The organism is Actinoallomurus sp. NBC_01490 (genome assembly GCF_036227085.1).
GTDB classification, from domain to species: domain Bacteria; phylum Actinomycetota; class Actinomycetes; order Streptosporangiales; family Streptosporangiaceae; genus Actinoallomurus; species Actinoallomurus oryzae.
The window spans coordinates 6294775-6309100 of record NZ_CP109433.1 but is presented as its reverse complement, the minus strand read 5'-3'; the positions used below and the strand labels follow the sequence as shown (position 1 = coordinate 6309100).

The 14326-nt window shown below is 71.2% G+C and carries 13 protein-coding genes; 6 read left to right on the top strand and 7 right to left on the bottom strand.

All coding sequences use genetic code 11. The annotated features are described in order from the left end of the window. The first annotated feature begins 191 nt into the window (after positions 1-191). From OG417_RS29460 to OG417_RS29450, 3 genes are read left to right on the top strand one after another with little or no spacing between them, the layout of a single operon-like run. Positions 192-1058 carry an ATP-binding cassette domain-containing protein gene (locus OG417_RS29460; RefSeq protein ID WP_329262706.1) on the top strand — a complete coding sequence of 289 codons (867 nt, stop codon included), beginning with the start codon at positions 192-194 and terminating at the stop codon, positions 1056-1058. Continuing rightward, positions 1055-2572 carry an ABC transporter permease subunit gene (locus OG417_RS29455; RefSeq protein ID WP_329235303.1) on the top strand — a complete coding sequence of 506 codons (1518 nt, stop codon included), beginning with the start codon at positions 1055-1057 and terminating at the stop codon, positions 2570-2572. Before OG417_RS29460 ends, OG417_RS29455 begins: the two co-directional genes overlap by 4 nt. After that, complete coding sequence (locus tag OG417_RS29450; protein WP_329235300.1) at positions 2569-3357, top strand: ABC transporter permease; 789 nt, start codon at positions 2569-2571, stop codon at positions 3355-3357. The genes OG417_RS29455 and OG417_RS29450 overlap by 4 nt, the downstream gene beginning before the upstream one ends. Before the next feature lie 134 nt (positions 3358-3491). Here OG417_RS29450 and OG417_RS29445 read toward each other — a convergent pair whose 3' ends face one another. Then, positions 3492-3863, bottom strand: coding sequence for a MerR family transcriptional regulator (locus OG417_RS29445; RefSeq protein ID WP_329262699.1), 372 nt, complete (start codon positions 3861-3863; stop codon positions 3492-3494). A 164-nt stretch (positions 3864-4027) separates the two neighbouring features. On the opposite strand from OG417_RS29445, the gene OG417_RS29440 reads away from it, so the two are divergent. Further along, positions 4028-5035: an alpha/beta hydrolase family protein gene (locus OG417_RS29440; RefSeq protein WP_329235297.1), complete on the top strand. Its 1008-nt coding sequence runs from the start codon at positions 4028-4030 to the stop codon at positions 5033-5035. On the opposite strand, the gene OG417_RS29435 is transcribed toward OG417_RS29440, so the two are convergent. Both OG417_RS29435 and OG417_RS29430 read right to left on the bottom strand, forming a co-directional pair. Further along, positions 4982-6766 (bottom strand): hemerythrin domain-containing protein, encoded by a 1785-nt coding sequence (locus tag OG417_RS29435; protein ID WP_329235294.1) that lies wholly within the window; start codon positions 6764-6766, stop codon positions 4982-4984. The two genes, OG417_RS29440 and OG417_RS29435, sit on opposite strands and share 54 nt — an antisense overlap. Before the next feature lie 72 nt (positions 6767-6838). Next, positions 6839-7777 carry an RNA polymerase sigma-70 factor gene (locus tag OG417_RS29430; RefSeq protein ID WP_329235290.1) on the bottom strand — a complete coding sequence of 313 codons (939 nt, stop codon included), beginning with the start codon at positions 7775-7777 and terminating at the stop codon, positions 6839-6841. 249 nt (positions 7778-8026) lie between these two features. Between OG417_RS29430 and OG417_RS29425 the strand changes: the two genes are divergently transcribed. After that, on the top strand, positions 8027-9559 hold the full coding sequence (locus OG417_RS29425) for an MFS transporter (protein WP_329235287.1): 1533 nt from the start codon (positions 8027-8029) through the stop codon (positions 9557-9559). Between the two features lie 72 nt (positions 9560-9631). On the opposite strand, the gene OG417_RS29420 is transcribed toward OG417_RS29425, so the two are convergent. Together OG417_RS29420 and OG417_RS29415 are read right to left on the bottom strand one after the other, a co-directional pair. Next, positions 9632-11158 (bottom strand): MFS transporter, encoded by a 1527-nt coding sequence (locus OG417_RS29420; protein ID WP_329235283.1) that lies wholly within the window; start codon positions 11156-11158, stop codon positions 9632-9634. A gap of 59 nt (positions 11159-11217) precedes the next feature. Beyond that, positions 11218-11727 (bottom strand): DMT family transporter, encoded by a 510-nt coding sequence (locus OG417_RS29415; RefSeq protein WP_329235281.1) that lies wholly within the window; start codon positions 11725-11727, stop codon positions 11218-11220. A 349-nt stretch (positions 11728-12076) separates the two neighbouring features. On the opposite strand from OG417_RS29415, the gene OG417_RS29410 reads away from it, so the two are divergent. Further along, complete coding sequence (locus OG417_RS29410; protein ID WP_329235279.1) at positions 12077-12487, top strand: phage holin family protein; 411 nt, start codon at positions 12077-12079, stop codon at positions 12485-12487. 58 nt (positions 12488-12545) lie between these two features. On the opposite strand, the gene OG417_RS29405 is transcribed toward OG417_RS29410, so the two are convergent. Together OG417_RS29405 and OG417_RS29400 are read right to left on the bottom strand one after the other, a co-directional pair. Then, positions 12546-13346, bottom strand: a complete 801-nt coding sequence (locus OG417_RS29405; RefSeq protein WP_329235274.1) for a MerR family transcriptional regulator — start codon at positions 13344-13346, stop codon at positions 12546-12548. Positions 13347-13368: 22 nt separating this feature from the next. Continuing rightward, on the bottom strand, positions 13369-14256 hold the full coding sequence (locus OG417_RS29400; protein ID WP_329235270.1) for an alpha/beta fold hydrolase: 888 nt from the start codon (positions 14254-14256) through the stop codon (positions 13369-13371). Positions 14257-14326 lie beyond the last annotated feature (70 nt).

Genomic DNA, 14326 nt, shown 5'->3' with positions numbered 1-14326 from the left:
CCATGCCCCGACGATGCCAGATCCCCGGTCGCAACCAGGTCGCAGCCGCCGCGACCGGGCTGGAACCGGGCACCGCGTACAACCGTCGGCATGAATCCGTTTCGAACCCCGAACTCGCCGCGGTGAGCGCCCCGGGAATCGTCGTCGCCGGACTGCGCAAGCGGTACGGGGCGACTCTGGCCCTCGACGGGATGTCCTTCACCGTCCGTCCGGGACGGGTGACCGGCTTCGTGGGGCCCAACGGGGCCGGGAAGTCCACCACGATGCGCGTGATCCTCGGCCTGGACGCGGTCGAGGAGGGCACCGCGCTGATCGAGGGCCGGCCGTACCACGACCTTCGGCACCCGCTGAACCACGTCGGTTCACTGCTGGACGCCTCGGCGCTGCACCCCGGCCGCAGCGCTCGTCACCACCTGCTCTGGCTGGCGCATTCACAGGGCCTGCCCGCGCGCCGGGTCGACCAGGTGATCGAGCAGGTCGGCCTGACCTCGGCGGCCCGGCGCAAGGCCGGCGGCTACTCGCTCGGCATGCGGCAGCGGCTCGGCATCGCCGCGGCCCTGCTGGGCGACCCGCCGGTCATCATGCTCGATGAGCCGTTCAACGGCATGGACCCCGACGGCATCATCTGGATGCGCGGCTTCCTGCGGTCGCTGGCCGCTGATGGCCGCGCCGTGCTGGTCTCCAGCCACCTGATGAGCGAGGTGCAGGACACCGCCGACCATCTCGTCGTGGTCGGATGCGGCAGGGCCATCGCCGACGCCGGCGTCGCCGACCTGATCGCGGCGGTCTCCAGGGACCGGGTGGCCCTGCGGACCACGGCCGGGACGCACGCGACGAGGGTGCTCACGAACGCCGGCGCGACCGTGGCGCCCGCCGGCCGCGACACCATCGCCGTCTCCGGACTGCCCGCGGACCGGATCGTGACGCTGCTCAGCGAGAGCGCGGTGCCGTTCTCGGAGGTGGCGGCACACCGCGCCTCCCTTGAGGAGGTCTACCTGGAGCTCACCCGCGAGGCGGTCGAGTTCCCCGCGGCGACGTCCGGGGAGGTCGCGCGGTGACCGCCGCCGTCACACGGTCGCGCTCCGGCCGGAACGGCCTTGCCCAGGTCGTGCGCGCGGAGTGGACCAAGTTCCGAACCGTCCGCGGGTGGGTCATCGGCACGGTGGTCGCGGCGCTGATGCTGGTGCTGTTCGCCGCGCTCGCCGGGGCCGGCAGCGTTCAGGATGACGCATCGCGTGTCCCGGTCGGGCCGGGCGGTGAACCGGTGACCGACAGCTTCTACTTCGTGCACCGGCCGCTGGCCGGAGACGGCAGCATCACGGTCTCCGTCTCCGCGCTCCGGAGCAGCATTCCCAGGGGTCTCACGGACCTGCGGCCTGGCGTCGTGCCGTGGTCGAAGGCCGGGCTCATCATCAAGCAGAGCACGCGCCAGGGATCACCGTACGCGGCGATCATGGTGACCGGCGGCCACGGCGTACGGATGCAGGACGACTACGCCGGCGACACGGCCGGCCTCCCCGGGCCCGTCTCCGCCGCCTCGCCCCGCTGGCTGCGGCTGGACCGCTCGGGCGACGCGATCACCGGTCGTGCCTCGGGCGACGGCACGCACTGGACCACGGTGGGCACCGTGCACGTGAGCGGGCTCGGACCGACCGCGCAGGGCGGGCTGTTCGTCGCATCCCCGCCTTCCGTGCACGGCATGGGCACGAGCGGCAGTGTGTCCACGGCCGTCTTCGACGACCTGCGCGTCCAGGGGCGCTGGGCCGGTGGCGACTGGGCCGGTGACCAGGTGGGGCCCGAATCCCCGAGCTTCTCCGGCTACCCGCCGAACACGTCGGGTTCGGTCACGGGATCTGCGGGCCGCTTCACGGTGACCGGCGCCGGCGACATCGCGCCCGCCGTTCGCGTGACCCTGCCGACCGGCGGCGCCCTCGGAGAGATCCTCATCGGCACGTTCGCCGCGCTGATCGCCGTGGTCGTCGTGGGGGCGCTGTTCATCACCACGGAGTACCGGAAGAACCTGATCCACGTCACGCTGGCCGCCAGCCCGAAGCGGATCCGGGTGCTGGTGGCCAAGGCGACCGTGCTGGGAGCCGTCACCTTCGTCGCCGGGCTGGCCGGTGCGGCCGTCGCGGTTCGGCTCGGCGAGCGGCTCGCCCGGGCCAACGGCGTGTACATCTTCCCGGTGACGTCCTCGACCGAGCTACGGGTGGAGCTCGGGATCGCGGCGCTGCTCGCGACCGCCTCGATCATGGCCCTGTCCGTCGGGGCCATCTTCAGGCACAGTGCCGGCGCGGTCACCACCGTCATCGTGGGCATCGTGCTGCCCTACATCCTGGTCGCCATCCCGTTCATGCCCGCGAGCGTGGCGAACTGGCTGACGCGCGTGACACCGGCCGCGGCCTTCGCCGTCCAGCAGACGCTCGTGCGGTATCACCAGGTCAGCAGCGTCTACACGCCGTACGAGGGCTACTACCCGCTGGGGCCGTGGGCGGGGCTCGCCGTCCTGGCCGGGTACGCGGTGGTCAGCCTCGCGGTAGCCGCCGTCCTCCTCCGCAGGAGGGACGCATGAGATCGGCCCTGCACGCGGAATGGACGAAGATCCGGACCGTCGCCGGCCCGCTGTGGCTGCTGCTCGGCGCGATCGCGGCGACCGTGGCCCTGAGCGCCGGGGCGACCTCGGTGGTGACCTCGGTGGTGACCTGCACGTCCGCCGGCTGCGGCGGCGACACGACCAGGCTCAGCCTCATCGGCGTCATGCTCGGCCAGGCGCCGGTCGCCGTCCTGGCCGTACTGATCATCAGCGGTGAGTACGGCTCAGGCATGATCCGCACCACGCTGACGGCGGTGCCGCGCCGGATCACGGTCCTCGCGGCCAAAACCGTCACCCTCACCGGCATCGTGTCCGCGGCCGGAACCGTCGCGGTCCTCGGGTCGCTGCTGACCGGATGGCTCATCCTGCCCGGCCACGGTTTCACGGCCGCCCGCGGCCACTCGGCCCTGTCCCTGGCCGACGGGCCCACCCTGCGCGCGGCCGTCGGGTCGGTCCTCTACCTGATCCTGATCGCCCTGCTCAGCCTCGGCGTCGCCACCGCCGTACGCGACTCCGCGGCCGGCATCGGAATCGTCCTGGGCCTGCTCTACCTGTTCCCCATCCTCTCCCAGACGATCGGCGGTCCGCACTGGCAGCGCCTGCTCCGGCAGATCGGGCCGATGAACGCCGGGCTCACCGTCCAGGCCACCACCGATCTGCACGACCTGCCCATCGGTCCTTGGGCCGGTCTCGGCGTGACCGCCGGATGGGCTGCCGCGGCGCTGCTCGCCGGCGGCCTGCTGCTGCGCACCGGCGACGCCTGAACATCAATTGCCTCTGGGCAGGCGGGGGTCCCACGCGGCCAGCACCTGCCGTCGGTCAGTTGCCGGCCGCGGCCGGGCTCGTACTCGGCCGGGCCGCGCGTCGGCAGGGCACCGGTCACGGCCACGGACACCGGTCACTCGGGTCGGCAGCGTTGGCCCGTGCGCCAGTTGGCGGTGGCGGCGGCGATGACGGTGTCCAGCCGGTCTCGGGCGCTCACCATGTCGCCGATCTGCTGGTCGATGCGGTCTCGTTCGGCGGAGAGCCGGTCGAGCAGCTCCGGCGTGGCCTGACCGTCCACGACGCACGGCAGCAGATCCGCGATCGACCTGCTCGTCACCCCGGCGGCGTACAACTGCTGGATCAGCCGGACGCGGTCGACCGCGCTGTCCGGATAGTGCCGCTGGCCGCTGGGGCTGCGTTCTGCGGCGAGCAGGTTCTGCTCCTCGTAGTAGCGCAGCGCCCGAACGCTGACGCCCGCCCTGGTGGCGAGTTCGCCGATACGCATCATGCCCTCCGACGTGACTCGGACCACATTCCTTGCCTCTGACGTCAACGTCAGGTTTTAGCGTATCTCACGTGGGCCTCACGCCCTCGGTACACCGCGGCTCGACAACATCCCCGCCGCGCGACACCCCACATCAACCGTGAAACAGCTGGAGGAAGCGCTCCATGACCGCATCAGACATGGCGACGACGGAGGTGGCCCTCACCGCGCCCAGCCCCGTCGTCTCGGTGCAGCCGGTAACGCTGGAAGCGCCGGGCCGTGGCGAGGACCTGCAGGTGAGGGTCTCCGCGCCGACGACCGGGAGCGAACTGCCGATCATCGTCTTCTCCCACGGCTTCGGCTCGTCGCTGCACGGCTACGGCCCCTTGGCCGACTTCTGGACCGCTCACGGCTTCGTGGTGATCCAGCCAACCCACCTCGACTCCAGGACAGTGGGCCTTGCCCAGGACGATGCCCGCGGACCGCGACTGTGGCGGTTCCGCGTCGAGGACCTGAAACGCATCCTCGACCGGCTCGATCTGCTGGAAGCCGCCGTACCCGGTCTCAGCGGCCGCCTCGACCGGAGCCGCATCGCCGCGGCCGGACACTCCTTCGGCGGCCAGACGGCGGGCAATCTGCTGGGCCTGCGCGTCCTGGACCCGGAGACCAAGAGGGAAGAGGACCTGTCCGACCCGCGCGTCAAGGCCGGCGTGCTGTTCGCCACGGCCGGTGAGGGCGGGGCCAACCTGACACCGTTCGCGGCCGAGCACTTCCCGTTCATGAACCCGAACTTCGCGTACATGACCACGCCGGCGCTGGTGGTCGTGGGGGACCGGGACGACACTCCGCGCAAGCACCGGCTGACCGTCCGCGGACCGGACTGGATGGCCGACCCGTACCTGCTGAGTCCGGGGGAGAAGAGCCTGTTCACTCTGTTCGGGGCGGAACACTCGCTCGGCGGGATCGGCGGCTATGAGGTCCAGGAGACGACGGACGAAGATCCCGAGCGCGTCGCCCTGATCCAGCGGGTCACGTGGGCCTACCTTCGCCATGCGCTCGGCATCGAGGACGCCGCCTGGTCGGCGGCGCGCAAGGCTCTGTCCCAGAGCGCCACGCCACGGGGGCGGATCGAATCCAGGTCAGGCGGTCCCGGGGTACAGGGGGATGGTGATCAGCAGGCGGTTGCCCTCTGACTCGCGGTTGGTCCAGATCTTCCCGCCGAGCGCCTCGACGCGGTCGCCGAGGTTGATCGGGCCCGCTTCGCAGTCGACGTCGGCGGCGTCGGTGACGCTGGTCGCCATGGCGCCGTCGTCGTGGATGAGGACGCGAACGGTGTGCTTGCCGACGAGCAGGTCGAGGCGGATGGCGCTCACATCGGTGTGGGCGAGGGCGGCGCTCAGCGCCTCACAGGTGATGTAGTAGACCGCCACCTTGAGGGGCTCGTCCAAGGGTCTGCCGACGTGCACATGGAGCTCGACCGGTATCGGGCAGCGGCGCACCAGTGATTTGAGGGCGGCCTTCAGCCCCCCACGGGACAGGATCGCCGGGTGCAGCCCTCGCGAGATGGACCACAGATCCTGCAGTACGTTCGTCAGCGCCTGAGCCGTACGGGCCAGTTGTCCCTTGAGGGCGTCCTGTTCGGGGGTGAGGGCGTCCTGCGCGGCGCGTAGTTCCAGGCTGAGGCAGATGAGGCGCTGTTGCAGCCTGTTGTGCAGGTCGCGCTCGATGCGGCTGCGGGCCGCGTCGGCGGCGTTGAGGACGCGGGCGCGGGAGGCGCGCAGTTCCGCGTCGGTCTCGGCGTTGGTGATCGCGGCGCTGGTCAGCACCATGAACTGGAGCATGCGTGCCTCGGTGTTCGCCGGTTGCGGACCACAGCCGAGCGAGACCGTCGTGCCCCACACGCGTCCTTTGACCATGATGGGGCAGGCGACCAGGGACGTGACCGGGCCGTCGCGGAGCCGTACGCCGATCTCGCTCTCGGTGTCGACGTGCCCGTTGATCCGTCCCGGGCGTCCGCTCCGTGCCACCGCCGCGGCCACGGAGCCGTCGGAGATCCGCCGGCTCGGTACCGCGGGCGGTACGAAGCCGGGCCTGCCGGGTCGAGTCCAGTGACCGACCACCGTGGTGGCGTGATCGGATGCGAAGCGGTTGATGATGACGTAGTCGGTGTCGAGCAGCCGGCCGATCTGCCCGGCGACGGCGGCGAACACCTGCGGCAGCGGCCCGCCGCGCGCGACCAGCACCGCTATCCGGCGGAACGCCGCCTGCTCCCGCAGAACTCTGTCGAACTCGGCACGGTCCGCGTTCGCGGAGACCACTGATGCCATCGGCGTCTGCACCGCACCGGCCTCACGGGGCGCGCCCGCTGTGGCTTCGCCGTCTGCGTGCCCGGAGAGTCCCCAGCGTTGCAGCACCCGCTCGCCGTAGCGGATGCTCAGGCCGGTGTCGGGGGTCTTCTCCACGACCGCGGTCGTCTTGAACGCCTGGACCTGTTCGCCGAGGTCGATGAGCATCTGCGGGTCGACGCACATGGTCAGCAGCGGGAACACGTCCATCTCTTCGTGCATGATCTCCCCGTCCACCTCCCACAGCAGATCGGTGACCAGCGCGTCGAAGGCGACGTCGTCCGTGTCGGTGGCGGCGAGGGCGGCCAGCAGCCGCTCGATCCGGGTGTGGGCCCGGGTCTCCTTGGTCATGTCGATGGCCCAGTCCGGCACGCTCGCGTGGATCGCCGGGTACAGGTACATGTCCTCGGCCACCGCGTGCCTGATCAGCTCACCGGTCACCTGGTCGACCACCCGCCGGCGCCCTGCCTCACGTGCCGCGGGCAGCCGCATGAGCAGACCCATGATGCGTTCGTGATCACGGCTAAGCACACAGATCAACGATCGATCATCGGAATCTGCCAGGCCAAGGCAGGTCATGTACTAGACCTACCCGGACGAACAGGGCCTATGAGCTTTCCGGCGTGCACCCGGCTCCCGGTCGTTCCGGCCTCAGCGGCTCACGGCGGTCTCCCGCTCCACACGCGACAGCTTCTCCGGATTGCGTACGTGGTAGAGGCCGGTCACGGTGCCGTTCTCGACCCGCACCGCCAGCACGCCGTCGATCTCCCCGTTGACGCGGACGAGCAGCCCCGGGCCGCCGTTGACCTGCACCGGCTCGACCGACCTTTCGGCGTCGCGTTTCCACCAGCGGATCGCCAGCAGGCGGGCCACTTTGTCCGCGCCCACGATGGGCCGCAGCAGGGCATGCTTGACTCCGCCGCCGTCGGCCAGGGCGACGACGTCCGGTGCGAGGACGTCGAGCAGGCCCTGCAGGTCACCGGTTTCGACGGCTCGTTGGAAGGCCTGGAGCACGGCTCGGGTCTCGGCCGGGGAGGCGGTGCCGCGTGGCCGGCGTGCGGCGACGTGCGCCCGCGCCCGATGGGCGATCTGGCGGACGGCGGCCGGGCTCCTGTCGACGGCTTCGGCGATCTCGTCGTAGTCCAGGTCGAACACCTCCCGCAACACGAACACCGCCCGCTCGACCGGTCCGAGAGTCTCCAGAACCAGCAGCATCGCCATCGAGACGCTGTCGGCGAGCTCGATGTCCTCGGCCACGTCGGGCGCGGTCAGCAACGGTTCGGGCAACCACGGCCCGACGTAGGCCTCCTTACGCCGGCCGAGCGCACGCAGCCGGTCCAGCGCCTGCCGGGTGACGATCCGCACCAGGAAGGCCCGCTCCTCCCGCACGGTGCCGAGATCGACACGCACCCAGCGCAGCCACGTCTCCTGCAGGACGTCCTCGGCGTCCGCGGCCGAACCGAGCATCTCGTAGGCGACGGTGAACAGCAGGTTGCGGTGGGCGACGAACGCCTCGGTGGCGGAGTCCACCGAATCCACGCGGCCGGCACCATCGATCGGTTCGGCCGTGTCCGTGGTTCGCTCGCTCATGCCCGGCTCCCGCCTGTTCGCTCTCAGCCCTGCCACACGCACAAGACGCCGGGCCCCGCCGTTCTGTGACATCCACGGCCGGTGGTCCACGTCACAAAAGCGCGCTGTCACAGGGATCGGGCCGGCGGCGTCTCGTGTTCGTCAGGACGCCGCGGCGAACGATCGCGGCACCCGGCGGCTGAGAAAAGGCAGGGGACCGCGAAGTGACGCCCTGTGCCTCGATCCGTTCAATGTGACAAGGAGATGACGGTGGCAGCACGCAGCGCACTCCCGGCGACCGGGCCGGGCCCCGAGGCGGCCGGGACGGCGGCCGGGGATCCGAGACGGTGGCTGATCCTCGCCGTCATCGCCGCCGCCCAGCTCATGGTCGTCCTCGACCTGACCGTGATGAACCTCGCGCTGCCGTCGGCGCAGCGGGCGCTGAAGTTCACGGCCGCCGACAGACAGTGGGTCGTGACCGCGTACGCGTTGTCGTTCGGGAGCCTCCTGCTGTTCTGCGGGCGGCTGGCCGACCTGATCGGCCGCAAGGTCACCTTCCTCACCGGGCTCGTCGGCTTCGCGGCGGCCTCGGCCGTCGGCGGTGCCTCGGTCGACTTCTCGATGCTGGTGACGGCGCGCGTCTGCCAGGGTGTCTTCGGCGCACTGCTCGCGCCGTCCGCCCTGTCGCTGCTGGCCACGACCTTCAAAGACCCCAAGGAGCGGGCCAAGGCGTTCGGCGTCTACGGCGCGGTCGCGGCCGCCGGCGGTGGCCTGGGGCTGCTGCTCGGCGGTGCGCTGACCTCCTACCTGTCCTGGCGATGGTGCATGTACGTCAACCTGGTCTTCGCGGTGACCGCGATCACCGGAGGGGTGCTGCTGCTGGGCCGGCAGCACAGGACGCCGGGCGGCCGGCTGGACGTCCCGGGCGTGGTGGCGGTGTCCGGCGGGATGCTCTGCCTGGTCTACGGCTTCTCCAACGCCGCGACCCACACCTGGCACACGCCTTCGACCTGGAGCTTTCTCATCGTCGGCGTCGCTCTGCTGATCGCCTTCGCCGCCTGGCAGTCGCGCACCGCGCACCCGCTGCTGCCGCCCCGCGTCGTGCTCGACCGCAACCGTGCCGGGGCCTACCTCACCGTCTTGATCAGCGGGGCCGGTACGTTCGGCGTCTTCCTGTTCCTGATCTACTACATGCAGGTGACCCTGGGGTACTCGGCGGTCGTCTCGGGCCTGGCCATGCTGCCGATGGTGGCGTTCAGCGGCACCGTGGCCAATCTGGGCAACACCCGGCTGATGCCGCGGATCGGCCCCAAACCGATGGTCATCGCCGGCATGCTGCTCAACGCGGCCGGCATGGTCTGGCTGACGAGGATCGGCGTGCACTCGGGCTATGCGTCGGCGCTGCTCGGGCCGCTCATGGTGACCGGCGCCGGCATGGGCCTCATCTTCGGCATGATTGCCGCCACCGGCACCTTCGGCGTCGCACCGTCCGACGCGGGGGTGGCCTCGGCCAGCATCAACACCGGGCAGCAGCTCGGCGGCTCGATCGGCACCGCGCTGCTCAACACCGTCGCGGCCAGCGCCGCCGCCGGTTACCTGGCCGGCCATTCATACGGACGGCCGACGCCGCGGCTGGTCCAGCTCGCGGCGATCCACAGTTACACCACGGTGTTCTGGTGGTGCGCCGGCATCTTCGCCGCCGGCGCCGTCATCTGCGGCGCGCTGCTGCGACCCGGCCCGCTGACCCGCCCCGGAGACACCACTGTGCGGCAGCCGTCCGAGCGGGCCACGGCCGCACGATAGCGACGCCCCGCACTCCTGACCGCCCAAGGCTTGAAGCCGCTCGGCCGAGGCGCCTCTTGAGCCGGCGGGCGGTCAGGGAGATCGCGGGCCGTTCGCTCCGGCCGTCACACGCTCGGACTCGGCGGCCGTGGCGACATCGCGGGGATAGATACGACGCCCGCGAAAAAGGATCGCGGCGCTCGCGATCAGCGGCGCCAGCATGACCAGGAACGCGTACTCCAGGCCGCGTGCGCCTCCCTTGCCGCCATGGCCCAGCCGGTCGGCCGTGAAACCGAACGCCACCGGGGCGATCGCCTCTGCTCCCATGCGCAGGAACGTACGAACGCTCTCGGCACGTCCCCACAGCCGGAAGTGCACGACATCGAGCCGCGCCGCGTCCAGCGGTGAGTTCGCCGCGGACAGCGAAGCGGCGGCGGCCACGAACACCGGTGCCGCGACGGCCACCCCGGTGGTGAGCAGCCCGGGGATGAACAGGCCGGCGGTCAGCAGGTAGGCCACGGCGGGCACGAGCACGCGGGCGCTGATGTGCCCGCGGCGGATGAGCCAGTCGGCCACCCTCCCGCCGGTCAGCACGCCCGCCAGCGCCCCGGCACCGATGACCAGCGCCAAGCCGCTGACGACCGCATGCGTGAGGCCGTAGTGCCGCATGACGAAGACGACACCGAACGTCCGCAGGCCCGAGAAGAAGAAGTAGCCGAGCGCGGAAGCCACGATCAGCACGACGTTCGTGGGAATCCGCAGCACGTAGCGCGCCGCCGCCCACATCGACAACCGCGCAGGATCACGCCGCAGGACCAGGTCGGGGTCGGGTTGGACGCCGCGCGTCTCCAACCTCGACCGTGCCGGATCGTCCCGCCGCGAGGCCGTGCCCTGCTCGCCACCGGGAGGTTCTCCGTGGGCCTGTGCGTCCGGCTCCAGCTCGGTCTCGCCGGGTCGCAGCCGGCTCTGCCCGCCGCGCGCGGGTTCGGGAAGGCTCCGCGTGATCACGTAGGCCAGGGCGAGCCCCAGCAGCGCGAGGAACCCGAACGCCGCCCGCCAGCTCAGCAGGTGCGCCAGATTGCCGCCGATGAGCAGCCCGAATCCCGCGCCGAGGAGTTCACCGCTGAGGATGAAGCCGTAGATGCGGCCTCGTTCCGCGGGCGGGAAGTAGTCGCCGACCAGGGAGGCGAGCGTCGGTCCGGCGGTCGCGCTGACCGCACCCAGCGCCAGCCGGGACAGCAGCAGCCACAGGAACGAACCGGCGAGACCACCGGCCACCATGGCGGCGCACCAGACGACGATGCTCGCCGCCAGGAGCCTGACCCGGTTGATCCGGTCGGTCAGCACGCCGACGGGTAGAGCGGCGACCGCGCCGATCCCCGAGGAGACCGCGGTCAGCGACCCCAGCTGGGTGTCGGAGATGCCCAGGCCGGTGCTGAGCTCCGGCGCGACGGCGCCGATGGTGCCCTTGTCGGCGGCGTCGAGTGCGAGCACGGAGGCGAGGATCGCGATCACCTGGAAGCGCGCCGGGCCTCCCATGATGGCCAGCAGCCGCGACTTCGCCCAGCCGACCGCGCCGCGCAGCAGGCCGATGTACCGATGCTCCGCCGACGCCGCCATGGACCAGACCTTTCCGCGAGGTCTTCTCCCACACCGGCACGCAGGTCAAACGAGCGTGATCAGATCCCCGGGTCCGGCGCGTCGTTCGCGCGCTTGACCAGATACGGCGACCGGCCCAGGATCACGATGCCGCCCACCATCATGGCCAGACCGGTGATCTCCCCGGCCAGTGCGCCGGCGCTGAGCCGCAGACGTTCGCCGAAGACCACCACGCCCAGCGCGATGCCCGTCAGCGGCTCGGCCGCGGTCGCCGCGGGCAGGGAGACCCGCAGCGGCGCGGCGTCGAAGGCCGACTGGGCCAGCAGCAGACCGCAGATCGCGACGATCACCGAAGCGTACGGCTGCCAGCTCGCGGCGATCGCGCTCAGCCCGTGCTCGAGTCTCAGCAGCAGACCCCGGGTGAGCGCGTCCTGCACACCGAACAGCATTCCGGCGGCCGAAGCCAGCAGCATCGCCTTGACCTGGAGCGACGACCCCCGACCGGCCCATACGAGCACGACCGCGACCAGCACGACCGCCCCGGCCGCGAGCCACCGGGCGGAGGCCGGCTCCATAGCCCGCTGCTGCAAGCGCGATAGCGAAGATCATCCAGCCCTCCGGGGGACCCGCCTCGGTCGGTCACCGCGCCGCCGACAAGCGCCTCGGCCCACTGGCCGTTCTTCTTCCCCGAAGGGCGAAGCCACCGCCCCCGCCGTCCTGCCTTCACGCTTCCCGCCTGCGCCAACACCCAAGCGCCGGCACCGTGGCCCCGGCGTGTACGGCAGTGGAGGAACGAGCTTCACTTGATCGTCCGCTGCCGTGCCCATGAACCACGGGCTAACCAGTCGCGGGTAGGTCCGTTGGGACGGCGTCGTCACGTCGGCCCCGGCCCGGCGACACGGACTGGTCAGGCTCAGGGGCAGGATGCGGGGAACATCGATGACCGAGCCAGAACGCAGACCGCCGGGTGATATGACGATCGCCGAGCTGCTGGAGCGGGTGACGAGTCAGACGTCGCGGCTCGTGCGCCAGGAGGTCACCCTCGTACGCGAGGAGCTGTTGACCAAGGCCGGCCGCGCGGGCATGGGCGCGATGCTGTTCGGCGGTGCCGGGGCGCTGGCGGTCTACGGCGCCGGCGCGGTCGTCGCCGGGGTGATCGCCGCCGTGGCGACCGAACTGCCGACGTGGGCGGCGGCGCTCATCGTCGGCGGTGCGATGCTGTCGGCGAGCGGCGTACTGGCCCTGATGGGCCGGCGAAAGCTGCGCCGGGCGTTCCCGCTGGTGTCCAAGGACACCTCCGAGCGGGTGAAAGCCGACGCCAAGGCGATCACCGAGGGCGCCGGGAAGTAGCCGTCGACGCCGCCCTGAAGGCCCTGCGCCCCTAGGACTACGAGGATGTCGCCCGGCTTCACGCTTGGTCCGTCCCTTCGGCGGCCCGTGGAGGGCCCACGCGTTCGAGCTTGGTCCAGCCGCTCCAGCCTCGCCTCTTCAGCAGCTCGATCAGCCGGCGGGCCGGCGGCACGGTGTCGAACGCCAGTGCGTCCATCAGCCTGACCATCGTCGGCTCGACGTCGACGTCGTCGACATAGTCCTCGCCCTTCTCTTCGGCCATCTGCGTCATGTAGGCGGCCAGCACGTCGGCCAGCTCGACCAGCCGTGGATCGTCGGTGGCCTGGTCGAGAGCCTGGTCCAGGGTGCGGTAGAAGGCGATGAGCCGCGGGTCGGCGATCTGCTCCCGCTTGCGCGAGATCCACTCCGGGACACGCTCGGGGGAGTGCGCGGCCAGCAGGATCCAGCCGTCGCGCTCGACCTGGACGATTCGCTCGTCGAGCCCGAGCGCCCGCAGCCGGTCGAGATACTCGACCACCTCCGCCGGCAGCGCCAGGTTGTCCCCGGCGGCGAGCCGGGCGATCTGCGACCGGTGACGTTGCCGCTGCCGGATCTCGGCCCGCAGCCGCCGGTCGATGTCCGCGACCGCCGCGGCGAACTCCTCCTCGCCGGCCTGCAGCAGCTCCCGCACCCGCGCCAGCGGGACCCCGGCCTCGGCGAGGGTCCGGATCTTGATCAGCTCGATCACGGCGCCGGCGTCGTACCTGCGATAGCCGGAGCGGTCCCGCTGCGGCTCCGGCAGCAACCCCTTGGCGTGATAGTGCCGCACCGCGCGCACCGTCACTCCGGCGTACGACGCCAGCTCACCGATGGTCAGCATCGCACCAGTCTCCTACGGGCGTTCAAGGAGTCGCCCGGCCGGCCGCGCCGGCCGCGCTCCGGATGATCCGGGCGATCTCCGGGGCGTGGGTGAAGACCAGTCGGTGGTCGGCATCGAGCCAGAACGTGGCGATGTGCGGCTGCTCGCGGACAAGCCGTTCGACGCCGGCACGCCAGTTCCGATTGAGCCGCGGCGCGTGTCCTTCGTCGCCGTCGCCGGCCATCGAGGTCGACATGACCATGCTGATGGGCCGGTCGATCTTCCGGTACCACTCGAGGATCCCGGACCGCACCGCATCGATCTCGACGTTCAGGTCGAGAATCTCCCGGGCGGTGAGCAGCACCTGACGCGCGGTGCCCCGCTCCGCCTCCTGCCGCGTCGCCATGTCCTCCCACATGGCGCGGAACTCCGGCAGCACGTCCTCGGTGATGAACGGTTCGGGCACCGGGTTCGCCCCGTCGATGAGGATGAGTCCGGCGACGCCGCCCGGATGTTCGGAGGCGTAGCGCACGGCCAGATCCGCGCCCAGCGAGTAGCCGACCAGCACGGGCGCCGCGTCCAGACCCAGTCCCGGCTCCGCCAGCACGGCGGCCAGATCGCCGGCGAACGCCTCGAAGGAGTACCGGTCGGCGTCCGAGGCGAAGCCGTGGCCGCGCAGGTCGAAGGTGACCACGTCGTGGTCGCGCCGCAACAGCTCGGTCAGCTCGCGCAGGTCGGCCTGGGTCGAGTTCAGCCCCGGGCACAGGACCAGCGGTCGTCCCCGGCCGCCGCGGGTCACCGGGATGTCCACGCCGTCATGGCGGACCGTGAAGTGCCGCATCGTCCTGTCGCCTCTCCCGTTCTGCTGCCCGTCGCCGCCGTACGGCGTGTGCGCTCCGGCGAAGCCCGTCGCACCGGTCTTCCTGGTCATGCCGACCATGCTGGAACGTTGACCCTGCGTCAGGGTCAACCTCCACGGCGACGTGACGTTCGCGACGGCG